Source organism: Altibacter lentus, assembly GCF_000746845.1.
Lineage (GTDB): Bacteria > Bacteroidota > Bacteroidia > Flavobacteriales > Flavobacteriaceae > Altibacter > Altibacter lentus.
In genome coordinates, this window is record NZ_KN050846.1 from 1,601,507 (window position 1) to 1,628,133 (window position 26,627).

Annotated in this window: 21 protein-coding genes; 9 read left to right on the plus strand and 12 right to left on the minus strand. The window is 42.9% G+C overall.

Annotation, left to right across the window (positions count from 1 at the left end; translation table 11 throughout):
• Positions 1-19: 19 nt before the first annotated feature.
• The 7 genes from clpP to JS40_RS07545 form a co-directional block, all read right to left on the minus strand.
• Positions 20-694: an ATP-dependent Clp endopeptidase proteolytic subunit ClpP gene (clpP, locus tag JS40_RS07515; RefSeq protein WP_034262230.1), complete on the minus strand. Its 675-nt coding sequence runs from the start codon at positions 692-694 to the stop codon at positions 20-22.
• Between the two features lie 80 nt (positions 695-774).
• Positions 775-2,094 (minus strand): trigger factor, encoded by a 1,320-nt coding sequence (gene tig / locus JS40_RS07520; protein WP_034259548.1) that lies wholly within the window; start codon positions 2,092-2,094, stop codon positions 775-777.
• A gap of 114 nt (positions 2,095-2,208) precedes the next feature.
• Positions 2,209-2,553: a phage holin family protein gene (locus JS40_RS07525; protein ID WP_034259551.1), complete on the minus strand. Its 345-nt coding sequence runs from the start codon at positions 2,551-2,553 to the stop codon at positions 2,209-2,211.
• 71 nt (positions 2,554-2,624) lie between these two features.
• Entirely contained in the window at positions 2,625-4,157 is a 1,533-nt protein-coding gene (locus JS40_RS07530) for an SGNH/GDSL hydrolase family protein (protein WP_034259554.1), read from the minus strand.
• Positions 4,158-4,176: 19 nt separating this feature from the next.
• Positions 4,177-5,427, minus strand: a complete 1,251-nt coding sequence (locus tag JS40_RS07535; RefSeq protein ID WP_034259556.1) for an OmpP1/FadL family transporter — start codon at positions 5,425-5,427, stop codon at positions 4,177-4,179.
• A 111-nt stretch (positions 5,428-5,538) separates the two neighbouring features.
• Entirely contained in the window at positions 5,539-6,300 is a 762-nt protein-coding gene (locus tag JS40_RS07540; RefSeq protein WP_034259557.1) for an alpha/beta fold hydrolase, read from the minus strand.
• On the minus strand, positions 6,300-7,013 hold the full coding sequence (locus JS40_RS07545) for a pyridoxine 5'-phosphate synthase (RefSeq protein ID WP_034259558.1): 714 nt from the start codon (positions 7,011-7,013) through the stop codon (positions 6,300-6,302). The genes JS40_RS07540 and JS40_RS07545 overlap by 1 nt, the downstream gene beginning before the upstream one ends.
• Positions 7,014-7,097: 84 nt before the next feature.
• Between JS40_RS07545 and JS40_RS07550 the strand changes: the two genes are divergently transcribed.
• The 8 genes from JS40_RS07550 (at position 7,098) to murI (ending at position 15,080) form a co-directional block, all read left to right on the plus strand.
• Positions 7,098-7,754, plus strand: coding sequence for a CBS domain-containing protein (locus JS40_RS07550; protein WP_034262233.1), 657 nt, complete (start codon positions 7,098-7,100; stop codon positions 7,752-7,754).
• A 4-nt stretch (positions 7,755-7,758) separates the two neighbouring features.
• Entirely contained in the window at positions 7,759-8,643 is an 885-nt protein-coding gene (locus JS40_RS07555) for an NAD kinase (RefSeq protein ID WP_034259559.1), read from the plus strand.
• Between the two features lie 99 nt (positions 8,644-8,742).
• Complete coding sequence (gene porG / locus JS40_RS07560; protein WP_034259560.1) at positions 8,743-9,435, plus strand: type IX secretion system protein PorG; 693 nt, start codon at positions 8,743-8,745, stop codon at positions 9,433-9,435.
• A gap of 6 nt (positions 9,436-9,441) precedes the next feature.
• Positions 9,442-10,182 (plus strand): undecaprenyl pyrophosphate synthase, encoded by a 741-nt coding sequence (locus JS40_RS07565; RefSeq protein ID WP_034259563.1) that lies wholly within the window; start codon positions 9,442-9,444, stop codon positions 10,180-10,182.
• A complete protein-coding gene (locus JS40_RS07570) occupies positions 10,154-12,760 on the plus strand; it encodes a BamA/OMP85 family outer membrane protein (RefSeq protein ID WP_233273952.1) in 2,607 nt (868 codons plus the stop codon). Before JS40_RS07565 ends, JS40_RS07570 begins: the two co-directional genes overlap by 29 nt.
• Positions 12,761-12,798: 38 nt before the next feature.
• Positions 12,799-13,650, plus strand: coding sequence for an OmpH/Skp family outer membrane protein (locus JS40_RS07575; RefSeq protein WP_034259568.1), 852 nt, complete (start codon positions 12,799-12,801; stop codon positions 13,648-13,650).
• A 58-nt stretch (positions 13,651-13,708) separates the two neighbouring features.
• Entirely contained in the window at positions 13,709-14,218 is a 510-nt protein-coding gene (locus tag JS40_RS07580) for an OmpH/Skp family outer membrane protein (protein WP_034259571.1), read from the plus strand.
• Positions 14,219-14,288: 70 nt separating this feature from the next.
• Complete coding sequence (gene murI, locus JS40_RS07585) at positions 14,289-15,080, plus strand: glutamate racemase (RefSeq protein ID WP_034262236.1); 792 nt, start codon at positions 14,289-14,291, stop codon at positions 15,078-15,080.
• On the opposite strand, the gene JS40_RS07590 is transcribed toward murI, so the two are convergent.
• Genes JS40_RS07590 through JS40_RS07600 form a run of 3 tightly spaced genes read right to left on the minus strand, consistent with a single transcriptional unit; the run spans position 15,077 to position 18,530 of the window.
• Positions 15,077-15,589, minus strand: coding sequence for a gamma carbonic anhydrase family protein (locus JS40_RS07590; RefSeq protein ID WP_034259573.1), 513 nt, complete (start codon positions 15,587-15,589; stop codon positions 15,077-15,079). The two genes, murI and JS40_RS07590, sit on opposite strands and share 4 nt — an antisense overlap.
• 14 nt (positions 15,590-15,603) lie before the next feature.
• Positions 15,604-16,335, minus strand: a complete 732-nt coding sequence (locus tag JS40_RS07595) for a LytR/AlgR family response regulator transcription factor (RefSeq protein WP_034259575.1) — start codon at positions 16,333-16,335, stop codon at positions 15,604-15,606.
• Positions 16,335-18,530, minus strand: coding sequence for a tetratricopeptide repeat protein (locus tag JS40_RS07600; RefSeq protein ID WP_034259577.1), 2,196 nt, complete (start codon positions 18,528-18,530; stop codon positions 16,335-16,337). The genes JS40_RS07595 and JS40_RS07600 overlap by 1 nt, the downstream gene beginning before the upstream one ends.
• 206 nt (positions 18,531-18,736) lie before the next feature.
• On the opposite strand from JS40_RS07600, the gene JS40_RS07605 reads away from it, so the two are divergent.
• Complete coding sequence (locus tag JS40_RS07605; RefSeq protein ID WP_034259580.1) at positions 18,737-19,894, plus strand: VWA domain-containing protein; 1,158 nt, start codon at positions 18,737-18,739, stop codon at positions 19,892-19,894.
• 26 nt (positions 19,895-19,920) lie between these two features.
• Here JS40_RS07605 and JS40_RS07610 read toward each other — a convergent pair whose 3' ends face one another.
• Together JS40_RS07610 and JS40_RS07615 are read right to left on the minus strand one after the other, a co-directional pair.
• Positions 19,921-20,943: a PorP/SprF family type IX secretion system membrane protein gene (locus tag JS40_RS07610; protein ID WP_051957530.1), complete on the minus strand. Its 1,023-nt coding sequence runs from the start codon at positions 20,941-20,943 to the stop codon at positions 19,921-19,923.
• 9 nt (positions 20,944-20,952) lie between these two features.
• Positions 20,953-26,556 carry a T9SS type B sorting domain-containing protein gene (locus tag JS40_RS07615; protein WP_034259583.1) on the minus strand — a complete coding sequence of 1,868 codons (5,604 nt, stop codon included), beginning with the start codon at positions 26,554-26,556 and terminating at the stop codon, positions 20,953-20,955.
• Positions 26,557-26,627: the final 71 nt, after the last annotated feature.

The window sequence follows — 26,627 nt, forward strand, 5'->3', positions numbered from 1 at the left end:
TCTTATTCTTAAACTGAAATTATCCTCTTGAGAGAATTTCATCGATCATTCCATACTCCAAGGCCTTGTCGGCTTTCATCCAATAGTCCCTATCACTATCCTCGTAGACCTTCTCGTAGGTTTGACCCGTATGTTTGGCAATAATATTGTACAATTCTTTTTTAAGGGAAATAATCTCCTTGGCAGTGATCTCGATATCGCTCGCCTGTCCTTGAGCTCCGCCCATAGGCTGGTGGATCATGACGCGCGAATGGGTAAGACCGCTTCGCTTGCCTTTTTCTCCCGCACACAACAACACAGCTGCCATAGACGCTGCCATTCCGGTACAAATGGTGGCAACATCGGGTTTAATGAACTGCATAGTGTCGTAGATTCCCAGACCGGCATAAACACTACCGCCGGGAGAGTTAATATATATTTGAATGTCCTTAGAAGCATCGGTGCTTTCTAAGAACAGCAATTGTGCCTGTACAATATTGGCCACTTGATCGTTGATACCCGTTCCCAAAAAGATGATGCGGTCCATCATCAAACGTGAAAAAACGTCCATCGCAACTGCGTTCATTTGACGCTCCTCAATAATATTAGGTGTAAGACCCACCGGAATCATGCTGCTCACGATCTTGTCGTAATACATACTGTTGATCCCTTGATCCTTGGTGGCAAATTTTTTGAATTCTTTTCCGTAGTTCATAAATACTCTTTCTTTTTCTGAAATAAAAAAGCGCTGAATGATTCCATTCAACGCCTAAATATAACTATTTTCTTGTTGAATTACTCGTAAGCTTCCTTAATGAAAGTGTCATAGTTTACTTCCTTAGTCTTCAGTTTTGCATTTTCCTTAAAGAACTGAAGCAACTTGTTGGTATTCAACTGTTCGCTCATTCGTTTCACCTCTTCTTCATTTGAAAGAATTCTCGCTGCAATGTTATCTAATTCTTCTTCTGAAGGGTTTGTTTGCCCAAATTGAGCCATTTGAGCTTTGATCATGTTCTTTGCATAATCTTTTAACTCATCGAAAGTAACTTGAAGGTTATGTTCAGCTCTTAATTTTCCTTCGATCAATTGGTAGCGCAATCCCTTTTCACTTCGCTCATATTCGGCTTTTGCCGCCTCTTCGGTCATTGGCTTTTCTCCTGAAACTTGGATCCAACGTTGTAAGAACTGATCCGGCAGATCGAACTTTGTATTCTCAATAAGCGACTCTACCACATCATTTAATAATTTTTGATCGCTTTGTTGCTCAAATTGTTTTTCGGCGTCCTCCTTTATCTTCTGTTTTAATTCCTTTTCTGAAGAGACGACCCCTTCACCAAACAACTTATCGAAAAGCTCCTGATTGAGTTCTCCCATTTCTCTGGTGTTGATTTCTTCGATCTTAAAAGTGACCTCCACGTCCAAACCATGCGCTTCGTCGTGAGATACCCCCAAATATTTCTGATTGTCGTGGTCATCTGCGAACAATCCTTTGGTCTTCAATATAACCTCATCGCCCACTTTGGCCCCCAACAACGCTTTTCCTTGTGTTTTTCCGGCAATATTATCCAATTCCAGAGTGGCCTTTTTGTCAATACCTTTGTCAGCATTCAAAAAAGTACCTGTAATTTCATCGCCTTTAGCAACGGTATCCTTAGAAATCAATTTACCGTATTGTTTGCGAATCGTCTTTACTTGATTGTCCAAGAAAGCATCGTCTGCGATTACCTTATAATTAGTAATGGCCTTTTTGGTGACATCTACTTTAAATTCGGGAGCAAGTCCTAAATCAAATTGAAACGAAAAATCGTCGGAAGCCCAATCGATCTCTGCTTCATTCTTGGGAAGGGGATTTCCTAAAACATCCAGCTTTTCTTCCGTAAGGAACTTATGCAAAGAGTCTTGAAGGATCTTGTTCACTTCCTCTACCAATACAGCAGTACCGTATTGTTTTTTCACCATTCCCATAGGAACATGTCCCTTTCTAAAGCCAGGAATATTGGCATTCTTACGATAATTATCCAATACTTTATGCACTTTTGCCGAATAATCCTCTTTCGATATTTCCACGGTTACTACCGCATTCAGGCTATCAATTTCTTTTTTTGTAATGTTCATTTTTCTGAAAAAATTTTCCGTATAACGTCTCTTTCGTCCTTCCTTTGAAGGCGGGTGCAAAAGTACGATATTTAATGAAATGCAACAAGCTTTTAACTACTGTTATACAGTGGCTTATTTTTCATCATCGAGCATAGAAAATAAGATAGACTGTAAAAAAGAAAGAAGAAGACTAAACAAGAGTGCCCACCATATGGAAGACACTGCAAAACCAGCCACAAAATAATCAGCCATCAATATAATAAGTGCATTGATAATTAAAAGAAAAAGACCCAGGGTTAAAATCGTGACCGGCAGAGTAAGAATTATCAGTATGGGTTTTACAATAAATCGCAAAAGCGCCAGTACCACAGCAACTATTATAGCAGACACAAAGCCATCTACAGCCACACCGGGCAGTACATAGGCCAAGATGACCACAGCGACAGCCGTTAATAAAAGTCGTAGAATAAATTTCATGATTTCCTTTTATATAAAGATAAAAAAACCACCCTAAAAGTGGGTGGTTTTAACATATCTTATTCGGTAATTTAATTATTAGTTGCCGTCACTGTGCCGTAATTTCCAATGTTCACCTGAGGAATGGTAGCGCCATACTTTCTGTTAATCGCATTAATCATTAAGTTGGCAGTATACGCATAACCTCTTGGTGTAGGATGCACTCCGTCCAAAGAAAAGGCGCCTCCCGTTACATACGTTGACGTTAACACGCCTGCGTCATAGGCAACTCCGGTTGCGGCTACTTGTGCAAGCGCAGCTCTTGCATCAACAAAGGCTAAATCGTTAGCGTTTGCCAATCCTTCGATCACGGCGTTGTACGCTGTAGCAGCTGCAGAAACACGTCCTTGCTCTACCTCCGTTAATACAAACGAATCTCCGAGCGGGATAGACACCCCTATTACACCCAAAGGGTTGTTAGGATCGGGTGTAGTTCCCAACACCGAAGATGCCGGAAGTACAACCAAGTCGTTGTCGTTTGCTTGACGTAACTGTCCAAGCAAATTAGCAAGATCCGGAGGAAGATTTGCCGGAGGTCCTTGCAAAACCTGACTTACATCCGTAAGATCATCGTCTGTAAGTATAGGGTAATTTACACCTGCAGCGAAATTTATCTTTCGAGCATCTGCCTCAGCTTGTGTGATAATACCAAATGTCACCAAGGTAGGAAGGATAACATCATTGTATTGAGCGAATTGGGCATTTACAGCTCCGGCGGTTGCGGCATCTAAAGGAATGGCGCGCACAGGAACAGTTGTAAAATAAGGAATGGAAGTTACGTCGGGAATATTGACCAATACACCTCCGGTACTTGAAGCCATTAATGCATTTACTTGCGCACTGTACGAAGCAGCAAATACGTTCGGGTCTGTGATATCCTGACTACCATACGTGGTAGGATCAAGGTTTCCGGTTTGATCAACCCCGGTACCTCCGGAAGTAGCATAACTCAAGATATCGTTATTACCAATCCAAAGTGTAAAGAATGTGGGATTGAGCGATGCGGCATCCTGAATCACACTGGCATTTGCACTTGTAGCAAAACGAGCATAATATGGGTTCGCAGCTCCCGATGCAATACCGGCAGGATTTCCATATCCCTGAGCATTTAAGTGGAAGCTTTTTGCTCCTGGTACGGCCATGTTGTTAAAAGGCCCTGTGGCACTTGTCGTAACCTCTGTAGTGGGGGTCCCTTCCAAAACTACGGGTCCCGGATTGCCGTTTGCGTCTACAGACAGCACCAAGCGATTAGGCTGAATCTGGGTTCCGTTTAACAACAGCCCTCCTAGATTATCGGCCATAAGTGGTTGCGTAAAATCGCCGCCACCTGCTAAAGCAAATTGCTGTGCCATAATATTAGGATAAGAGTTTTCTTGTCCTGTAATATAAAGCGCTCCATCTGCATACCCTGCAGTTAATGAGTTTCCTACTGCTACAAAGTTTGAAAGATTTGCGCTTCCGCTACTGTAAAATCCTTCTGAGTCCACCGGAGTATCGAACTCTGGCTCACAGCTTACAAACCCGATGGCAAGTAAGCCAATACATATTTTTAGTGTGTTTTTCATCTTTTCTGAATTTTTTCAATTACATTTTATACGTTACACCCAAACCTGGAATAAACGCATTGGACTTATAGCGCCCGCTAAACGGAGCTGCTTGTCCATTCTCAAAATAGTAGTCGTATGATGCATCCACTTCCTTGAAATGAAGGTACAAGAAGGAAGCATCCACCTGGAAGCTGTCGCCTACGTTAAACGTAAGTCCGGCAGTATACCCGTTACTATCGTTACGCGGTGTTTCCGGAGCAAAATAGCCTTCACGAACCGGAGATTCGTCAAAATAGTACCCTGCTCGCAAGGTGAACATATCTGTAGCTTCGTATTGGAGTCCGAAACGATATGTTGACGCATTCTTATAGTTTCGAAGATTGCGAGAATCCGGTATATTCTCATTGGCAAAATCTATATCCAATGACTCGTAAACGTCCCAGAATGCTCTGTTGAAATCGAATGCAAACAACCATTTATCACAGAACTCGTAGGAGATTCCAACTGTCATTTCTGCAGGTAATGGCAAGGTAGCGTCGAAGGTAGTATCTTGAAAAGGCGTTAGAGGAGAGTTAGGTACATTTTCGAAATCTGCGTCCCCGCCTTCAGCGTTTAATTTTATTTGAGAACGGTAATTTGCTCCCAATGTTAGGTCTTCGCTAAGTTTGAACATAGCTCCTGCAGTCCATCCCCAGTTGCTAATTCCTGAAGCATCTATAGTCACTTCAGCTCTGTTTCCGTCCAAATCGGTGAGTGTTCTGTTCAAGTTACGGTTAAAGTTCACCGAACCGGTCACATAAATAGGACCACCACCAATACTTAAGTAATCACCAATCTTGAAGGAGATCGTTGGTTGGATGAAGATCGCTTGGAGGTCGATGTTATTAACCAAGTGAGATCCTGCCCAATCATCTTCATACGAAACGGTGCTTCCAAAGGGCGTATACACTCCAATACCAAAAGCCAACCAGTCATTGGCCTGATAAGATGCGTATAAATAAAGCGGGGTTCCTGTTGGACTGTCGGTCACAGCAGATTCTCCGGTCATTTCGTTTTGATAAGCTACATTCGAGAACACGCCGCTTACCCCGGCAGAAATATTCAATTTGTTCTCTAGGTGGACCAACCCGGCAGGATTGAAAAACACAAGCTCACTGCTATTGATAACAGCGACTCCTGTATGTCCCATAGCCAAAGACTTTTGCCCCTGCAAACTTACACGGTATCCTCCGGCATACGTTATTGCTGTTCCTAGTACAAAAACAGCAAGAAGTACTACTTTCTTCATAATAATTAAGTTAGATTAAATGTTTGGTTTTATGGATGGCTTTAAAATTACGCAATATTAATGGGCATTTATGGAATATTATGCATACATAATAAAACTATCATTGCAATGTTATAAAAAATCTATCACTTTTTTGTAAAATTCTGAAGGATTTTCGGCGTGCAACCAATGTCCGGCGTTTTTAACGCTTTGAATACTTGCCTTCGGAAAATGTTTTTTTATCAATATTTCATCCATAGGCTCCACATAACCAGATTTCTCTCCTTTTAAAAAGAGTGTGGCTTTAGAAAACAGCGCCGATTCCGGCAAAGCTTTTCCCACTTCCTCGATCTCTTTACTAAGCACAGGTAAATTCATACGCAATGCCAACTGTCCCTTTTCTTTCCAATAGAGGTTCTTAAGCAAGAATTGTCGCGTACCTATATCTTTAATATATGCTGAAAGTACTTCCTCTGCTTCTCCCCGCGATTTAATTTCAGAAAAATCCAAACTACTCAGAGCTTTTAGAATATCCTGATGGTGCTGTGGATACGCTTTGGGAGCAATATCTGCCACTATCAACTTTTGCACTTTTTCAGGATAGGTAGTCGCAAAATGCATGGCGGTCTTACCTCCCATAGAATGCCCCAGGAGTATGATCTCCTTTAGTCCCTGTTCCTCACAATAGTGATACAGGTCGCCGGCCATAAGGTCGTAAGAGAATTCAGGATCGTGAAAACTACGACCATGGTTACGCTGGTCCACCAAATGCACTTCAAAGCCTACTTCGGCAAACTGACTGCCCAATGTCTTCCAGTTGTCACCACTTCCTAAAAAACCGTGTAGAATAACAAGCGGGGCTCCTTCTCCTATTATTTGTGAGTGTACTTTCATTACTTCAATTTTTGGAGATAGTCTGTAATCACATTTTCAAGCCCATTGTAGAGTGCTTCACAAATAAGTGCATGCCCTATGGAAACCTCCAGGAGATGTGGCACCTGTTCTTTAAAAAAACGAATATTGTCCAGTGACAGGTCATGCCCGGCATTAACACCAATGCCTAACTGATGTGCTAAAACAGCACAATCGACATAGGGTTGAACCGCTTGTTTATTACCAAGCGCATACTGTTTGGCAAATTCTTCGGTGTACAATTCTATGCGATCAGTCCCGGTGTGAAAAGCACCTTCTACCATCTTTAATTCCGGATCCACAAATATTGAAGTCCGAATATTGTTCCTTTTACATTCTGAAATGATCTCGACCAGAAAGTCCTTATGCGTGATAGTGTCCCATCCTGCATTGGAAGTTATAGCATCTACTGCGTCGGGTACGAGTGTAACCTGTGTGGGTTGAATCTTCAGTACCATTCCCAAAAACGAATCGATAGGGTTTCCTTCTATATTATATTCGGATGTGACCACCGGCTTAAGATCGTATGCATCCTGATACCGAATGTGACGTTCGTCCGGCCTTGGATGAATGGTAACACCCTGTGCGCCAAATTTCTGAACGTCCCTGGCGACTTGAATCACATCGGGGACATTTCCGCCTCGGGCGTTGCGAAGGGTGGCGATTTTATTAATATTTACACTTAATTTCGTCATGTTTCAGCTTTGATCACACAAAAATACAAAGTTGATGCTCGGTTTTGCGTCTATATTTTAAGTAATTTGCATAAAAATTTGCCATTGGACACACGAAGTTACATCATTAACGATATTCAGCCTTTTTCAATAGATTCTGATATAAAGGAGGTGCAGCTTGCCTTCAATCAGCTTACTTATACCCATGTTCCTGTAGAACGAGATGGCACTTATTTGGGGTGTTTAAGTGAAACCGATGCACATTGTTTTGACGGAACAAAGTCCATTCACGAATATGCGTATGCCGTGGAAGGGTTCTACGTGCGAAACAATACCAATTGGCTGGATATCCTGGAAGCGTTTGCCCTGCATAACAGTAATATTATGCCCGTAATGGGCAAGAACAATGAATACTTGGGTTATTACGAATTAGGCGACATCCTTAATTTGTTTAACGATACGCCCTTTTTAAATGAAGCCGGAGGAATTATTGTAGTTGAAAAGGGAATACGGGATTATTCGTTTAGTGAGATATGCCAGATCGTTGAATCCAATGATACCAAGATCTTAGGGGCTTTTGTTTCAAAAATCGAGAACGAGGTTGTACAGGTTACTATAAAAATTGGACACACCGGAATGAATTCCATTGTCCAGACCTTTCGAAGATACAATTATGAAGTCGTTTCCAGTCACGATGAGGATACCTTCCTGGAAGATCTGAAAGAACGATCGGATTATCTCAATAAATACCTAAACATGTAATGATATGAAAATAGGTATTTACGGTCAATTCTATCATAAAAACTCTGAGACCTACATTCAGTTGATCTTGGATGCGCTACAAAAAAAGCAGGTGACTATCGTGATCGAGTCTAATTTTCTTGACATTATCAACGAACATCAAGACATCACCAAGAATTTCTCGGGCTTTGAGACCTTTACTTCACTGGATGCTTCGTACGATCTTTTTTTCAGTATTGGAGGAGATGGAACGATCTTGAAATCGGTTACCTATGTAGGAGATCTAGGCATTCCTATTGTTGGGATCAACACCGGACGACTTGGGTTTTTGGCAACGCTTCAGAAAGAAGAAATCACAGACAGCATTAATTTGATACTGAATGGTAAATATTCTCTTTCGGAACGAAGTTTACTTACTATTTCAACCGAACCCCACAACGAAGAGATCATGCCGTTGAACTTTGCCCTTAATGAAGTGGCTGTCAACCGAAAGAATACAACTTCCATGATCAAGGTGGAGACCTATATCAATGATAAGTACCTTACCTCCTATTGGAGTGACGGCCTTATAGTGGCCACGCCCACAGGCTCCACGGGATATTCCTTAAGCTGCGGAGGTCCTGTGATAGAGCCAAGCACAAATAGTCTGGTAATCACCCCTATCGCGCCTCATAATCTCAATGCGCGCCCCTTGGTCGTCTCAGACGATACAGTAATTTCGCTAAAAGTTTCAGGAAGGGAAAAATCGTATCTTGTTTCCCTGGATTCTCGTATCGCTACCTTAGAGAATGAAACCACAATGATCATTAAAAGAGCTCCTTTTACCATAAAGATGGTTGAGCTCAATGAAGAAAGTTTTATAAAAACGCTTCGGAAGAAATTATTGTGGGGAGAAGACAAACGCAACTAAACAATAAAATACCTTAAATTTTGTTTATCAACTGAGACAAATCCGCTTCGAATGCGGTGACCCAAAGTTTATTACTATATTTGCAAACTTTTAAGGTATATGAAGTATTTCACAGCCCTCATTTTTTTTATGATAGTCACATTTATCGGCCATTCGCAAACCTACGAGATAGGAGGAATGCTGGGAGGGTCTAATTATATAGGTGATGTGGGAAAGACTAATTATATAAATCCAAATTCATTTGCATTTGGCGGTCTTTTTAAATGGAATCGCAGTGCCAGACACGCATTTAGGGCTTCTATTCTGGTAGCAAATATAAAGGGTGATGATGCAGAATCGAACGAAACCAGACGCCAGCAGCGCGGTTATTCTTTTGAAAACACGATCACCGAAGCCTCTCTAGGAATTGAATATACCTTCTGGGATTTTAACATGTATAGCGGCAAGCCCGTCTCTACACCGTATTTGTATACGGGACTTACCTATTTTGGATACAACGCTCTGTACAAACGCAGTGACGATGTCATTGTTAAATACGACACTGCAGGCAATGTTGCAATCCCAATGGTCGTTGGGTTTAAGGCCACAGTGGGCACTAAAATGGTATTGGGTTTTGAGGTAGGAGCGCGATATACATTTACAGACGCCTTGGACAGCAGCCAACCTGTAAAGGGTTTGGCCGACGAAGAAAACCTTACATTTGGGAACACTAACAGCGATGACTGGTACGTGTTTACAGGAGTGACCCTAACATTTACCTTTGGACGCAAACCCTGCTATTGTAATTTTTAAAATGTAATGAAACTACAAGATCAAATCGATAAGAACAAACTACCCCATCACTTGGCAGTGATCATGGACGGCAATGGTCGCTGGGCAAAGCAGAAGGGGTTGTTCCGCACGGTTGGTCATGAAAAGGGTTCTAAGGCGGTTCGGGAAATAGTAGAAGGCTGTGGTGAAATTGGCATCCCTTATCTAACCCTGTATGCTTTTTCTACTGAAAACTGGAATCGCCCAAAAATGGAGGTAGAACTTCTTATGAAGTTATTAGTTTCGTCTTTGAAGAAAGAAATAAAAACGCTTGAGGAAAACGATATTAAATTGAACGCCATAGGAAACTTAGAGGCACTTCCCAAGAAAGCACACAAAGAATTGCTGGATGTTATAAAGAAGACCGAGAACAATACTAAAATGACCCTCACTTTGGCCTTGAGTTACGGTTCCAGAGAAGAAATTACAAAAACTATTAAAGAGATTAGCCTTAAAGTTAAAAATAACCTAATTTCGCCGTCGAATATTGATGAAGCGGTAATTAATAATCATCTTTACACGCGAAATTTACCGGATGTAGATTTATTGATACGCACCAGTGGTGAGCAGCGTATCAGTAATTTTCTATTATGGCAAATCGCTTATGCCGAATTGTACTTTACCGAAACACTTTGGCCCGATTATACAAAAAACCATCTTTTTGAAGCAATCATAAATTATCAAAACAGAGAACGAAGATTTGGAAAAACAAGTGAACAGCTTACGTAAGAGTCCACGATTATTTGGTTACAAAAAGTGTTATTGTATTTGCGTATTTACAATACTTTCGGTTTTTAATCTTACGGCCCAACAAAAAGAGTTGGACAGTGGTAGGAAATATACTATTAATAAAATTGAAGTTACGGGCGAACAAAGTTTCAACGAACAAACCGTAATTGCCTTTACAGGCTTAAAAGAAGGCGATCGCTTATTTATTCCAGGAGAAAAATTGAGCTCTGTTACTAAGAAGCTCTGGGAACAGAACCTGTTTAGTGACATCGCATTCTATGTAACGAAGTTGGAGGGCGATCTTGTTGACCTCGAATTATATATTGTAGAACTTCCTAAATTGAACGAAGCTACCATCGAAGGACTTCGAAAGGGAAAGACAAAAGAGATCCTAAAAGACAATGATCTGAAACCCGGAACCAAGATCACAAAAAATTTACTTACCACTACTAAGAACAACATTGTTAACCGATTTAAAAAAGACGGTTATCTCAACACCCAGGTAGTCATCTCCACAACCCCTAACATCGATTCTACCGGCACAGAAGACGGGAAGAACATGCTCATTCGTGTGGATAAGGGAGAGCGCGTAAAAGTAGCCTCTATTACTTTTGACGGCAACCAAGAGCTATCAGACAAGAAGTTACGTGCGGCCATGAAGAATGTAAAACGCAAGAATTTCTTGCGCTTCTACAAACGTTCAAAATTTAGTGAAGAAGGCTTTGAGGAGGACAAAGAGGCGATCATCACAAAATATAAGGCCAATGGGTACCGCGATGCGCGTATACTGGATGATACCCTCATTGTAAAAGATGAAAAAACTATTGCCTTGAATCTAGACATTGAAGAAGGAAAAAAATACTATTTCGGGGACATTCGCTTCATAGGAAATAGTGTATATACCGATAATATTCTTCGGCAGGTACTAGGGATAAAAAAAGGAGAGACCTACAATGGGGTGCTCCTTCAAGAGCGTATTGAAGATGCCACAAATCCTGAAGCAAACGATCTAACCAACCTCTACCAAAACAATGGTTACCTGTTTTCACGTATCAACCCTGTGGAAGTTGCGGTGCGTAATGATACTATAGATTTTGAAATTCGAATCATAGAAGGAAAACTGGCGTATTTTGATCACGTAACTGTGGTAGGAAATGACAAGACGAACGATCATGTGATCTATCGGGAACTTCGAACCCGTCCCGGTCAAATCTACAGCAAGCGAAATGTGGTAAGAACCATTCGGGAGCTTGGTCAATTAGGGTATTTTGACCCCGAACAGATCGGGCCTAACTTCAAGAATGTGGACCCTAACAACGGAACCCTGGATATGGAATATTCTGTGGTTGAAAAAGGTGCGAGCCAGATTGAACTTCAAGGAGGTTATGGCGGCGGCGGCTTTGTAGGAACACTGGGGCTTTCGTTTAACAACTTCTCGCTACGTAACATTTTCAATGGTGAAGCTTATAAACCACTGCCTATGGGTGACGGACAAAAGCTTTCGCTTCGGGCACAGGCAAGTAGTTTTTACCAGACCTACAGCCTTTCTTTAGTAGAACCCTGGTTAGGCGGAAAGAAACCCGTGCAATTGAGCACTTCGTTCTCTCATACCGTGCAGTACTTTTACGATTTCGTAAATAGAGAAGCAGATAGAGATCGGCGTTTCTTGATCACCGGGGGTTCTGTAGGGATCGCCAAACGATTACAATGGCCGGACGATTATTTCACACTGTCGCAAGCAGTGAGTTTTCAACACTACAATCTTAAAAACTATAACACAGGGTTATTTACCTTTGGTGATGGCTATTCAAACAACTTTGCTTACACCATTGGTTTAAGCCGAAACAACACCGCCACGAATCCTATTTACCCAAAATCTGGATCTGAGTTCAGCATTACGGCAAAACTAACCCCGCCCTATTCTGCTTTTAATGGTGTAGATTATGATGCATTGTCGGACGAACGCAGGGTGCTAAATGCAGTTCCCTCTACCGATGTGGATTTTGTAGATGCGCGAGAGCGTATTGCAGAGATCGACCAAGAGCGTTTTAAGTTCTTGGAATACTATAAAGTAAAATTCAAAGGAACATGGTACACTAAGCTAACCGGAGATCTGGTGGTTCGTACCGCTACCGAATTTGGTTTCTTAGGCGCCTACAATGGCGATCGGGGTGTTCCTCCTTTCGAACGATTTTTTGTGGGAGGAGACGGCCTTGGTGCCTTTAGCCTAGACGGTCGGGAGGTCATTCAATTGCGTGGATATCCGAATCAGTCATTATCCGACACCGACGGAAATACCATTTACAATAAATTTTCGTTAGAAGTACGGTACCCCGTTACTTTAAAGCAGCTGGCATCTATTTATGTACTTGGTTTCGTAGAAGGTGGAGGCTCTTACGATGGGTTCAGAAACTATAATCCATTCAGTATTAAGCGTTCTGCTGGCGTAGGATTACGTATATTTATGCCTGCATTTGGATTATTGGGGATTGATTTTGGATATGGATTCGATCCTATTCTTGGTGGAACCGAGAAAAACGGATGGGAGACACATTTTATCATTGGACAACAATTTTAACTTTGGCACGATATTTTCTTAAACAACAACCAGCAATTATGAAAACGAAACAGTTACTTTTTTTCGCACTTGTCATGTTATGCATAAGCTTTACAGCCCAAGCACAGAGAGGTGTTCGTATTGGATATATTGATATGGAATATATTCTGGAAAATGTTCCTGAGTACAAAGAAGCTTCTACACAATTGGAAGGCAAGGTACAGCGATGGAAACAGGACATTGAGAAGAAGCAAAAAGCCATCGATCAAATGAAACTCAATTTAAGTAACGAACGTGTTTTGCTCACCAAAGAGTTGGTGGAAGAAAGAGAAGAAGAAATAAAGATCGAGGAAGACGAGATGTTACAATACCAGCAGGATCGTTTCGGACCAAACGGAGATCTAATGATCCAAAGGCGCCAATTGGTGCAGCCTATTCAGGATCAGGTATTCAACATTGTGCAAGAAATTGCCGAAGCTAAAAAATTCGATTTCATCTTTGACAAATCTGCAGATGTGGTCATGCTTTTCGCAGCAGAGCGAAATGATATTAGCGATCAAGTATTGCGTAGCATTAACAGAGCTGCAAAAAGAACCGAAGCTCTTAACAAGAAAGATAAGCGTGAGATTGAAGCACGGGACGATCTTTCCATGGAAGAAGATGCAGCGGTGACCGAACGCGAAGAGGCTATTGAAGCTAAGAAAGATGAGCGCGAAAAGATCATGGATGAGCGCAAGCGTGTGCGTGATTCGATTCGTGAAGCTAAAAAATTAGAATTTGAGACCAGAAGACAGCGCTTGTTGGATGAACGCAAAAGAAGACAGGATTCGATCTTGGAAGCACGACAAAACAGAAACAATCCACCGGGAGCCGGAGATGGTGAAGAAGACGGTGACGGCGGCGGAAGATAATATTTAAAAATAATTTAAACCCTAATAGTTATAACACTTAATTTTTAATACAATTACAATGAAAAAATTCAAATTATTTGCAGTTGCAGTAGTACTTTTTATAGGAGCTACAAGTTTTGTGAATGCACAGTCAAAAGTGGCTCATATCGATACTCAGGCTTTGGTAGAGATCATGCCCGAAATGAAAGCAGCACAAAGTCAGCTTGAGAAGCTTCAAAAAACGTACGATACAGAGATCAAAGCTATGGCGAAAGAACTTGACACCAAGATCAAATTGTACGAAGGAGAAGCAGAAAGCAAAACCGATGAAGAGAATGCAAAACGCGTACAAGAAGTACAAGGAATGCAGAACAACATTGGATCTTACAGACAGCAAGCTTTAAAAGACCTTCAGCAAAAAGAGATCGATATCTTTCAGCCTCTTTTAGAGAAAGCACGTGCAGCGATCCAAAAAGTTGCCAGAGCTAAGGGATATCAATATGTATTGGATTCTGCTACCGGAAACGGAGTGATCCTCGCAGACGGATATGACTTGTTGCCGGATGTTAAGAAAGAATTGGGTATCTAATTCCATTTTTTTCAGAAAAAATAATTAAAAACTGCTCTCTTTATAGGGAGCAGTTTTTATTTTTATGGTTATGAAACAGGCACAACCAATTGGTATTTTTGACTCCGGGGTAGGCGGCACTTCCATATGGAAGGAAATCCACGCCTTACTCCCAAATGAACATACCATTTATTTAGCCGACAGTAAGAATGCGCCTTACGGACAAAAATCTGCCGCCGAAATACGTGCCCTTAGTATTAAGAACACAGAAGCCCTTATCGCCTTAGGATGCAAAATGATTGTAGTCGCCTGTAATACGGCCACTACAAACGCTATTGATCTGCTTCGCACGCAGTATGAGCTCCCCATTATAGGTATAGAACCTGCTATAAAACCTGCAGCGCTTCAAACACAATCCAAGAGTATTGGGATCCTTGCGACCAAAGGAACCCTTAGCAGTACTCTGTTTCACCAAACATCACATACCTTCACAAAAGATATTTCAGTGATAGAGACTGTGGGAGAAGGCCTTGTTCCTCTTATTGAAGCCGGCCAGCTCGATAGTCCCGAAATGTATGCGCTACTTCAAAAACACACAGCTCCCATGCTCGCTGCCAACGTCGATTATATTGTTCTAGGGTGTAGTCATTATCCTTATATCATTCCACAATTAAAAAAGATCGTCCCGTCGCATATAAAAATCATCGATTCGGGCGAGGCTGTGGCGCGCCAAACAAAGAATCTGCTAAAAACAAATGGTCTTAGTAACGAGGAAACAGGTGCTCCAAGGCTTCAGTTCTTCACAAACGCTTCAAAAGATACCTTGCAATTCTTACTGCGTGAGTACGCAGCGGTCATTTCAGTAGAAGAGAAAGATTTTTAAGATTTAAACCAACCCGAATAGAACACGTAGTTTTCAGCAATACGATGAATTTCCCCGTGTAACAATTCCTTAGATATATCCTTGACCTTCTTCGCCGGAATACCTGCGTAGATACTTCCGGATGCTACTACCGTATTTTTTGTCACGACTGCACCTGCTGCGATAATTGAGTTGCTTTCTATCACGCAGTCATCCATTACAATACTTCCCATACCTATTAAAACATTGTCCTGCACCGTACACCCGTGTACTATGGCATTGTGACCAATAGATACATTGTTACCTATGGTCGTTGGGGATGTTTTATATGTGGCATGAATCACAGCCCCGTCCTGTACGTTTACCTTATCTCCCATTTTAATAAAATGGACGTCTCCTCGTATTACGGCATTGAACCATACACTGCAGAGCCTTCCCATGGTAACATCGCCCACTATAGTAGCATTCTCGGCGATATAACAATCTTCCGGGATCTCCGGGTACTTTCCGTTAACAGCTTTAATGATCATTTGAAATTCTATTTTTAACCAAAATACGATAATAGCTCCTTTTTTTTTGAAGGGCTTACCATAATTTGCTTTCCGTTACTTAATACCACGCTTCCCCCTTTACCTTTATTATATTCGGTCACGGCATTTACGTTCACCAAATAAGATTTATGCACACGAGCAAAGCCATTATCCTGTAAAAGATCTTCAAAATACTTCAGGGTCTTGCTAACCAATTTTTTGCTGTCCTTTAAAAAGATGTTCGTGTAATTATCGTCGGCTTGACAGTATAAAATATCTGCTACCTGCAATACCTCAAAGCCGTTTTGTAATGGAATGGTGATCTTGCCGGTGACATGACGATGCTTTGGCTGTAGTACCGAATGTTCCAGCCTGTTTTCCTTTTCTTTTATTTCTGAGACATAGTCCACTGCTTCAATCAATTTGTCGATCGAGATAGGCTTTAACAGATAATACGATGCGTGGGCATTGAGTGCATCGATGGCGTAATGGTTATAGGCCGTCACAAAGACGGTTTCGAACTGACGGTCCCCTACCTTATCCAGAAGATCGAAGGCATTTCCGTAGGGCATCTCCACATCCAAGAATACTAGATCCAGAGGATTGTTTCGTATAAGTAGCAGCGCCTCCTCTACATTCGAAGCCTCCCCTGTAAGGGAAACGCTGGGGCAGTACTTGGTAAGGTAATTCTTTAAAATTTCCCTACTGTTCTCTTCGTCTTCAACAATTATGGCACGTAACTTCATTAGTCTTTCTTTAAAATTAGAACAACGCGTGTTCCTTCTTCGTTTTCAAAAATATTCTCGACAGAAACATCTACTTTATCTTTATACATTTCGTTCAAGATTGCAATTCTTTTTTGAATGTTACCCATCCCTTTGGAATTTTGCTTCTTTTGATGCTCGGTCTTTAGCTCTTTCGATTTTTTACGTCCAATCCCGTCGTCACTAATGGTTATTGAAACAGTTTCGGGGTCGATCTGTGCAAAGTGTATCTCTAACAGGCCTTTATCTTCCTTATACCTAAGTCCGTGCCAAACCGCATTTTCTACATAGGGCTGCAACAGCATGGGCGGAATAACGAACTCCGAAAGCTGTAATGATTCATCTACCGTGATGGCGTAATCGAATTTGTTCTTAAACCGCATATGCTCCAGTTGCACGTACAATTCAAGCAATTCGATCTCTTTGGCCAAGGGGATAAAATCCTCTTCACTGTTCTCTAAAACAGAGCGCATTAATTGAGAGAAGTCGCTTAAATAGGTATTGGCTGCACGCTCATCGCTACTGGCAATAAAACTATTTACCGAATTGAGCGCATTGAAAATAAAATGCGGATTCATTTGGGTTCGTAATGATTTTAATGCCAAAAGATTGTTCGCATACTTCTGTTGTTTGACACTTTTGTATTGAGTATAGGCGATCAGCAGCAGTAATAGTGCAATAAGAACTAAGGAACCTATCACCCACTGTTGTACTCGATTATTCTTTTGTATGAGCTCTTGATTCTCAAAAGCCAACTGATATCGGCTTTCGTTGAGCTTGCGTTCATTTTCCAAGCTAATGATTCGATTCTGTTTCAAAGCGATCTCTCTATTAAAGCGTGCTGCCTGGGAAATCTCCTGTTCTTTTTTTACATAGAGTTCGTCTACGACCTCTACATACTGTTCGTAGGTCTCGGCAGCTTTTCCAAAATCTCCAATATCACGATAGATCTCTGAAAGTTTTCGGGTCGCATCCTTTTGTACGAGTAGATCTTCTTTTTTATCTGCTTCAGTGATACTGCGCTGCAAATAAGGGATCGCTTCTTCGTATCTTTCCTGGCCCACATAGGCATTGGCGATCTTATAATTTTGACGTTGCGGCGTCAAAGGACTTGACAGGTCTTCTTCTACATCTCCATCATCTAAAGATTTGATCTCGTTCAAGGCCTCCTCTCGCAGTTTTATCTCCTTGTCGAAATTCCGATTCTGATTATAGAAATCGGCTACTTTGTTCTTCTCGGCAACGGCCCTTTTCTTATTTTCCTTTTTGGCAAGACTTAGTGAATTATCAAAATACGCTTCAGCTTCTTGAACGGCTCCACCCTGCGCATAGGCCTCTCCTATCTTCGAGTTGAGGTCGGTGATCTTAGGTGTTATGCTGTGTGCGTTGGCAACATCAAGGGCTTTTTGATAATTAAAAACACTTTTTACGGGATCATTGATCGCCTTATAGGTGTCCCCTAATCCTTCATAGACTTCAACGCGCTGATAATTAGAAAGCGACTCCTGCAATAAACTTTTATAGGAAGTGATGCTTTCTTGATAATTCTTATTGTCCATGTAGGCGGAAGCCAACTTTATTCGGGTGTTACGAGCAGGATTGAATGAAATACTTGTTTTATAGTTGTCTACAGCGAGATCGTACTGTCCCCAATAGGAATTTATATTGCCCAGAGTAAGAAACGCTATGGCATTTTGGGCGTCTGAAGCTTTTTTAGACCTAACAGATTCTAAAGCCCGTGTTACATATTCTATGCTTTTTTGAGCATTTTTCTTCAGAAAAAAATTAGATGAATCAATATACTGTTTAAAAAGATCTCGGGAAGCTACGTTGGATGTTGACTGTACCGGCATGGCTTCACTTTCGGCTTTTTTTACCTTTACCATTACTTGTTGTTTATCGCGTATAGTGTGGTAAACGGTCTCAAAATCGTCACTTTTAATAATAAGTTCATCTCCTATCCTGGCTGTGATCGTAAACTCACCCCTGTCATTGGTAGTGGTATATTTACCCCCAAGGATCTCTACATTCACTTTTGGAATGGGCATATCGTTTTCTTCTTCAAGAACCTTTCCGGAGAGCGTGAACTCGTCTTGTTGCTTGCGTAAGGTCTGGCCCTGGGCGACAGCTATTACTGAAAACAAGAGGAGGATAAAAAAGTAAAAAGCTCGGTTCATGCGTCGTATTTGACCGTAAACATACGTACTTTACCCCAATCCCGAAAACCCCCTCGGGCGCATAGTGACTTCTTTTTCATTCAAAAAACTAACTTCCCTAACGGACGATTCCACTTAACTAACTGAGATGGCACGTTCCCTCAGTTCACGTTTTACAGTAAATACCTTGGTAGTATGTTTACTCTATAAATATAATCTAAAACCTTATGAAAACGATGCACCTTTTCACATTCATTCTGGCGTTTATAAGCGTCTTATCGTGTAAGGCAGACACGCCCAAGCGTATTGGCTCCATTGAAACAGTTACAACAGCTCACCCTCCAATTACAAAAGAACACTATATAAAAGTTGCACTATTGCTGGATACAAGCAATAGCATGGACGGATTGATCGATCAAGCAAAAGCACAGTTGTGGGAGATCGTTAATGAGCTTTCCTATGCGAAATGTCGTAACGAAAGACCTTCACTTCAAATCGCCTTGTACGAATATGGAAATGACAATCTCAATGCACGAGAGGGATACATACGAAAGATCCTTGGTTTTACCGAAGATCTTGATGATGTGTCAAAAGAACTATTCTCACTTACTACCAACGGCGGAAGCGAATACTGCGGCACGGTAATACAGGCTTCGTTAGAACAGTTGGATTGGGGGAATGATGCAGACGACTTGAAAATGATTTTCATTGCGGGTAACGAGCCTTTTACCCAAGGAGATATCCACTATAAGGACGCTTCATTAAATGCGAAGGAAAAAAACGTGGTCGTTAATACTATTTTTTGTGGGGATTACAAACATGGAATTTCCTCCTACTGGAAGGACGGGGCCCAGCTTAGCTATGGAGACTATATGGCCATTAATCACAATGTCGAGACCGTGCATATTGCCTCGCCTTACGACGATGTCATCTTACAGCTCAATATTCAGTTAAATGAAACGTATGTGCCTTACGGAGCCAGCGGGAAACGCAAAGTGGCCTTACAAATGGAGCAAGATGATAATGCGGCCGAATACAGCAAAGCCAATGCGGTAAGCAGGACCGTAACAAAAAGTTCACACTTGTATAAAAACGCTACGTGGGATTTAATAGATGCTGAAGCTGAAGCAGATTTTAGCTATGCTGAATTAAAAAAAGAGGATCTTCCGAAGGAGTTACAAAAAAAGACCGCTTCAGAACTTAAGAGATATATAACCGAACAGCGTGCGGAAAGAGAACGTATTCAAAAGCAGATTTCAGAACTGAATGAAAAACGCAGAAAATTTGTTGTCTCCCAATCTAAGGATGCCGCAAACGGGCTGGAAAACGCCATGATACAAGCATTGAAGAAACAAGCCGGTAAGAAAAATTATACTTGGGAATAAAAAATGCCCCGATTACGGGGCATTTTTTAATTATTAGGTCGCAACATTCCGTTGTACCTCATGTCTTGTGACCAACGCCGTATCTTGCCTTCCACAAAATTATACCCAAGGGTTATTTGGTGAAACCCGCCACTTCTAAATCGTACTGTGCCGGTTTGGTAAGAATACATATATGCGAAGACGAATTTCTTATAATTAACTCCCAGAACAGGCGTGAAATACTGAAGCTTTTGATCTTTGATCTCAGTGCCGTCCAAATATTCCGATCCGTCAAAAGATCTTCTATAAGAAAGACCTCCCCAAATTCTTCCTTCTTCCAACTCTCTGTACGCCTTAAAATTAATGTCAATAGCTTGTTCCCCTGTGCGCTCCTGAAATTGAAAAAGGAACGAGGGCTCAAACATCCAATAAGAGCCGTACTTACTTATATTATAGGACCCGGCTATCATATATCGCCTTTGGTTATTCGATTCGAATCCTTCATCGTTAAGACCTCTATTTTTAAAGATTAGGTTTTTAATAGTAAAATGACCCGAAAAATTTAAAAAATTATACGACGCACCTGCATCAATATTATAGTAAGATGTACTCTGTATGATCCCTGCAATAATTGGATCAAAATCGTTAGGATCGAATTGTGTTTCATCTAATTTCGATTGAATGAAACCTCCGCTCAATCCCAGTGATAATTGATTAAGGTCAACGTCACTTCCTCGCGAGAAAGATATGTGATGTGCGTATGTTAAATACGCTCCAGCCTGTGAATGATAGCCATTTCGATCATTGAAAAGAATAGCTCCAACTCCCGATCGATCATTAAGCCGAGTATTAAAAGTCACCGTTTGTATATTGGGAGCCTCATCTTGATCAAACCATTGCTGTCTTGCAGTTACACGTAGCTTTGAATAATTGGCTGCTCCTGCCATGGATGGATGTAATAAATAGTAATTGTCTGCAAAATAATTAGAATACACCGGGATCCCGTCTTGTGCATAAACAAATGGGGCAATTATTAATAGAAGTAATAAGTAGGTTGTCTTAATATTCATAATATGGATCTATCGTTTTAGTGTAAAGTGGCCTTTAAATTCCTTTTGTGTTTCGTTCTCTTTGTATTCCACCACGAACCAGTAATCGCTCGAAGGTAATGGATTCCCGTTATAGGTACCATCCCATCCCGGACCCTGCGGACTGATCTGCTTCAAGAGCTTTCCAAACCTGTCAAATATATAAATTTTTGCCGTAGGGTCACCACCGGCAATGCCAATGATATTCCACGTATCGTGGTACCCATCCTGATTCGGTGTGACAAATCGAGGATAGTCAATAATGCTAACCTCCAAACTCACACTACCACACCCATTGGCATCCTTTATAGTCACCACATGAACCCCGGGGTCCACATCGGTAAAAGTACTCTCCTCTTGGAAAGGCCCATTGTCCAGCTGGAACACATAATCACCATCGCCTGTGACCATCACATCGATGGTATGAGAACTGGCAAAGGCCCCACTGGTCACCTCTGCACTATAGGTAATGGGAGGCGAAGAAACGATCACCGTTGTGGTGACCTCCATACTACAACCCGTAGCATTCTCCGTAACGATCACCGTATAGACACCGCCTTCCAAGGCAATGATCGAGGGACCGTTCTGTCCCAAAAGCGTCACCCCATCCAACTGCCACTCAAAACTATAGAGGGTAGCCTCCAGACCCGTATCGATCACAGGCGGGGAAGCGCCCCCTTCCTCAGCATCGATCGGGTTCCCATTGGCATCCACACAAAGACGATAGGTCTCATCCAAGACCACCAAAGGTAGCTGCTCCACCTTTAAGGTAACTTCGGTAATATCAAAACAACCCGTCTCAGGATGCGTCACACGCGCATAGATCACTTGCGGATTGATAATATTGGTATAGGCATCCGGCAACGCATTAGCCGTATCTCCCAACTGCGCCTGTTCCAGACTCTCATAAAAATCAACATCATAAGGCTGGCCTCCAAGGACCTCCAAACCAATTAGAGGAAGATCAAAGACCGTATACCCGTCGTTGGGACCCTCCTGGTCACAAAGCACATACGGCTCACTAAGAGCATTGGCAATAACACCCTCCAATACCTGAAGGTTGAAGGTTAAAGAATAGTTCCCCTCAGCGTCCTGCTCACTGGCAATGTAACACGTGGTCTGGGTGTTCAAGATCCCGACATAGATAGGCTGGCCCGGAGGACTCACACTACCATCATTCTGGTAATTGGTCACATCTCCTATTGGATTGCTTCCCGAAGCTGCATCACCCGGCGTTTCATAGAAACTAACCTGATGGATAAGGGGGTCCTGACCGTTCAAGATCTCATCGATCCGATCGGTAAGATCAAAGAAAGCAAAACCATCGTTGTCCACCTCACAGACTACCAGATCACTGATCTGAGCTGTCGCATCCGGAAGCGCATTGACCACAAGTAGCAACTCAACGATCTCAAAACACGCCTCTACACTGGCATTGTTGGTCACCCGAACATAGATCGTTTGCGGATTCTCCAAATTCTCATACATGGTGATATCACCCGCAATAGGGTCATTGTCCACCGCCTGCTGGTAACTCTCATGGTAAGAGAAAACAACATTAGGGTTGGTACTGATCTGCCCCTCACGAATGGTAAGATCAAAAAACTCCTTCTCATCCCCAGCATCGGTGTAGTCACACTTCTCGATAGGATCCGGCGTATTGGGCTGAGGGTTAGGAACCACCCGAAGTTCAAGGCTGGTAAAGTTCTCACACTCCGTATTGGTATCAAACACTCGTACATACACCGTCTGAGGATTACTCGTATTGGCATAGGCCGTGGCAGGGACAATGCGGTTCTCATCGTCCAATGCGTTTTGCTGGCTCTCGTAATAATAAGCCTCTACACCTGCAGCGCCGCCCGTGATCTCATCACTCTTGGCAGTAAGGTCAAAGAGGGTGACCCCGTCATTAGGCTCCCCAAGGTCATCACACTCTGACAAAGGCGTGGGAGCGTTCGCCAAGGGACCCGTATTGACCTGAAGTGTAAAACTCACAATGGCAAAACAACCGTTGCCACCACTCTCCAAACGAACCCAGATGGTCTGAGGGTTCACAGTATTGGTATACATCGTAGGGGTAGTGATCATTGGGGTGCCCGCCGTGGCATTGGCCAAACTCGTATGATAACTGAAACTATAGCTCACAGGAGGATCAGAGACCGGCTGAAGATCCAAAAGCGTTGGCTCATACACCGTAAGATCAAAGACCGAAGTGGTCCCCTGATCACAGGCCACCAGGGAAGGAAGACTGTTGGGTACCAAAGGGGACGGATTTACAATAAGGTCGAAGGTAACCACCGTATAACAGCCCGAGGTGTTAGGGGCCTGGGTGAAGGCCACACGCGCCCATACAGGCTGTACATTGGCCACAATGTTCTGATAAGGACTCGAGATAGGGAACACACCATTGTTGGCATCGCTCTGGCTCTCATGATAGGTCACCGTAGCACCCATGGCAGAGGTGATCTCAGCATCCTTGCTCGTAAGATCGAACAACGCGATCCCGTCATTGTCATCATCACACACCACCAAAGGGGTAGGGTCTGCCGCCACAGGGACCGGAAGCACCGAAATGGTAAGGGTCGTGCGTGCCTCACAGCCCGTGCTGTTGAACACACTCACATACAACGTCTGAGGGGTAGCCGTATTGGCGTACGAAGTGGCGGGACTAATGGCCGTACCCGCAGCCTGATCGGCAGGGGTCTCGTAATAAAATACCGTAAGATCCGGGTTAAAGCCCGTGATCTCTGAATTGTAAGACGTAAGATCAAAGAGCGTCACACCATCCGTATCACTGCCACTGGCCTGATCATCACACACCGCCTTATCCGCAGGGTCATTAATGAGGGGGTACACCCCAACGATCAGATCAAAGGAACTGATACGACCACAACCCGTGGCATTCTCCTGCAAACGTACCCAGATCGTCTCACCGCCACTGGTATAAGCAGTGGTATTGATAATGGCATTGATGCCCCCATCGGCATCGGCAAAACTCGTATGGTAGCTCACACTGTAATCCGGAGGAAGCTGGGTCCCGCCCGTTACAAAAGGCGTGTTGTCTTCTAAATTGAACACCGCACTGCCTCCACCGGTAGTGTCACAAGAGATAAGATCCCCAAAACCGGAGACAGGCGCATCCGGCAGAAGGTTCACAATAAGATCCAAAGCAACAACACTGTAACAGGCAGGAGAAGTACTGGGAGGCGTCACTATACGAGTGACACGAGCCCAAACAACATCAGTAAAAGGATCATCATTCGTATAAGGACTCAGCAACTCAGTGCCGGAAACACCAGCCTCAGCCTCAGCCTGGGTCTGGTAGTAGAGCACCGTAACATCCGTCTCACCATTGGCGATCTCAAGATCCTTGTCAGTTAACGTGAAATCAGCAAAACCATCGTTGTTGTCATCACAAACCTCTAAAGGAGTGGGAGTGGCTGCTTGCGGATTAGGTAAAACTACTAATGTAACTGTAGTGAGTCTCTTACAACCAAACTGGTTGGTCACACGCGCAATGATCGTCTGGGGGGTGGGCTGAGTCGCCGGAGCGATCGTACGGTTCTGATATGCTCCCGGAGTGACGATGGGCGTATCAGACGCCTCATCGGCCAAGGTCTCAAACCACATCACCTGATAGTTCAAATTACCACCGGTGATCTCTCCAACACGACTGGTAAGATCAAAAGTGCTCAACTGATCCGTAGGGGTACTACCCCCTACCTCGTCATCACAAAGCTCATAAGGTGCCGCCTGAACAACCACCGGCAACGGATCCACAATAAGATCCAACGCCACAATACTGTAACAGCTCTCCCCCGTAGAAGCAGGGGTCGTACCCGGATCAACACTGCCCGCATTACCCACCACCAGAACATACACCGTCTGGGAAAAAGCAACAACGTTCTGGTAGGCTCCCGGAGTGCCTATGGCCATTGAAAAATCACCCGGAGGCATGGCAAGGACACTATCGCCCGCCGCAATGGCATCCACCTCTTGCTCGTAATAATAAATATCGTAGTTCGCTGGATCCAAACCGTTGAGAACCTCAGGCTCAACCTCAGTGAGATCAAAGGTCTCAAAACCATCACCAGGATTGTTGTAATCGCATTCGCGAAGCGGAGCAGACGGAGCAATGATATCCGGCGTGTTGCGGACTTCAAGATCTAGTTTTACAACCTCAAAACATGCACTCATATTACTGTCTACACGTGCCCAGACCTCATCCATATATGGATCGTCGTTAGTATATGGATCGAACAGTTCATCTATTTCGTTGATTGCGTTGAGTTGCGTACCATAATAACGAACCGTGAGATTAGGATCGCCCATAGTAATATCCATATCGGCGTCATGTAAGGTGAACATGGCCAGACCATTGTTATCATCATCACATACCACTAAAGGGTCCGGGTTGGAATTGACTGTTGGAGGTGGTACAAATTCGATATATACATCTCCTTCAGAAGTACAAACTCCTGCAAAATCCACGATGAGTTTATATCGTCCTGTAGCGGTAACGGTTAAATTTGGAGCTGTTTCAGCAGGAACAAAAGGCACAAAGATTCCTGAGCCCAACGGACTTTCATATTGCCATTCATAGGTAGTTCCGGGAGGTGCGGTTATATTAGGAACAATAGTGTACGATTCGCCAACGCAGCGAGCTGTACCGTCGCTGGCCGTGAGGTCCAAGCCTAGGTCGACACTTCCAATATCAAACGATCCTGCTCTAAAGAATACTGCAGAATCGAAACTGGAATCACCTCTGTCTGCGATCACCATCTTGAGCTCATAGGTTTGTCCGGGCGTCAATGTGGCTTGAGCGGTCAATGAGGTAGTGTACCCATCGAATGAAATTTCGTTTAAATTATTAGGACCAGAATTACTCACATAATATTGAGGGAAGAAATTCACATCGGGAATCTCAGTACCACACATAAAGGTATCGGCATGAATGGACAACGTACTTACAGGAACATTCATCGATCCCGGGACTGCGGCAATATTAGTTCCACCATAGGGAGTTCCAGAATCATCCGGAATACCAGGTCCTCGTAACAAGAAGGCAAAACCATCTCGAAACTGACTATCACATTCGAAATCATCTTCATACTCTTCAGAAGCAAAAATAAAATCAAACGATACATTAGGTATCACCGGAACGAAAGTAAACTGAAAGACCGTGGCGTTGTTAGTGCCTACGTTGTCTCCACTTTGATTGTCCAAAATAATTTTTAGATCGTTGTCACCCAACCATCCTGCGCCGGTTCCTGTGGTACCACTCGCATTATTAGGCCCTTCGGCATCTACGGCATGTCCTGTGGAAAGGATGATCCCTTGGGAGAAAGGAAACGTTGTACCTGCTGCATCGAAATAACCCCAACTTCTGTTATTAATATTTGTGACCCCACCGGGGTTCTCCTGTAAAAAGGTTAATTCAGCTTGTACACAACTACCACCACCAATAAGTACATTGGTAATCAACTCTTCTGCAGTATAGGATGTTTCCGGCGCTGCAGGGTCATTCACTACGATAGATTGAGAAAAACACACTGCTGAAAATGCCAGCATGAGGAGGAGTAAAATTTTCTTCATAAAGTAGGTGTTAAGACGTCAAATATATTGATTACATTGATTTTCTTTTTATATTTTTGCAAAAAATGCTA

What these genes read in the sequence shown, in the direction of transcription:
- clpP (WP_034262230.1), bottom strand. Translation starts at nt 694, where the DNA reads ATGAACTACGGAAAAGAATTCAAAAAATTTGCCACCAAGGATCAAGGG.
- tig (WP_034259548.1), bottom strand. Translation starts at nt 2,094, where the DNA reads ATGAACATTACAAAAAAAGAAATTGATAGCCTGAATGCGGTAGTAACC.
- JS40_RS07525 (WP_034259551.1), bottom strand. Translation starts at nt 2,553, where the DNA reads ATGAAATTTATTCTACGACTTTTATTAACGGCTGTCGCTGTGGTCATC.
- JS40_RS07530 (WP_034259554.1), bottom strand. Translation starts at nt 4,157, where the DNA reads ATGAAAAACACACTAAAAATATGTATTGGCTTACTTGCCATCGGGTTT.
- JS40_RS07535 (WP_034259556.1), bottom strand. Translation starts at nt 5,427, where the DNA reads ATGAAGAAAGTAGTACTTCTTGCTGTTTTTGTACTAGGAACAGCAATA.
- JS40_RS07540 (WP_034259557.1), bottom strand. Translation starts at nt 6,300, where the DNA reads ATGAAAGTACACTCACAAATAATAGGAGAAGGAGCCCCGCTTGTTATT.
- JS40_RS07545 (WP_034259558.1), bottom strand. Translation starts at nt 7,013, where the DNA reads ATGACGAAATTAAGTGTAAATATTAATAAAATCGCCACCCTTCGCAAC.
- JS40_RS07555 (WP_034259559.1), top strand. Translation starts at nt 7,759, where the DNA reads ATGAAAATAGGTATTTACGGTCAATTCTATCATAAAAACTCTGAGACC.
- porG (WP_034259560.1), top strand. Translation starts at nt 8,743, where the DNA reads ATGAAGTATTTCACAGCCCTCATTTTTTTTATGATAGTCACATTTATC.
- JS40_RS07565 (WP_034259563.1), top strand. Translation starts at nt 9,442, where the DNA reads ATGAAACTACAAGATCAAATCGATAAGAACAAACTACCCCATCACTTG.
- JS40_RS07575 (WP_034259568.1), top strand. Translation starts at nt 12,799, where the DNA reads ATGAAAACGAAACAGTTACTTTTTTTCGCACTTGTCATGTTATGCATA.
- JS40_RS07580 (WP_034259571.1), top strand. Translation starts at nt 13,709, where the DNA reads ATGAAAAAATTCAAATTATTTGCAGTTGCAGTAGTACTTTTTATAGGA.
- murI (WP_034262236.1), top strand. Translation starts at nt 14,289, where the DNA reads ATGAAACAGGCACAACCAATTGGTATTTTTGACTCCGGGGTAGGCGGC.
- JS40_RS07590 (WP_034259573.1), bottom strand. Translation starts at nt 15,589, where the DNA reads ATGATCATTAAAGCTGTTAACGGAAAGTACCCGGAGATCCCGGAAGAT.
- JS40_RS07595 (WP_034259575.1), bottom strand. Translation starts at nt 16,335, where the DNA reads ATGAAGTTACGTGCCATAATTGTTGAAGACGAAGAGAACAGTAGGGAA.
- JS40_RS07600 (WP_034259577.1), bottom strand. Translation starts at nt 18,530, where the DNA reads ATGAACCGAGCTTTTTACTTTTTTATCCTCCTCTTGTTTTCAGTAATA.
- JS40_RS07605 (WP_034259580.1), top strand. Translation starts at nt 18,737, where the DNA reads ATGAAAACGATGCACCTTTTCACATTCATTCTGGCGTTTATAAGCGTC.
- JS40_RS07610 (WP_051957530.1), bottom strand. Translation starts at nt 20,943, where the DNA reads ATGAATATTAAGACAACCTACTTATTACTTCTATTAATAATTGCCCCA.
- JS40_RS07615 (WP_034259583.1), bottom strand. Translation starts at nt 26,556, where the DNA reads ATGAAGAAAATTTTACTCCTCCTCATGCTGGCATTTTCAGCAGTGTGT.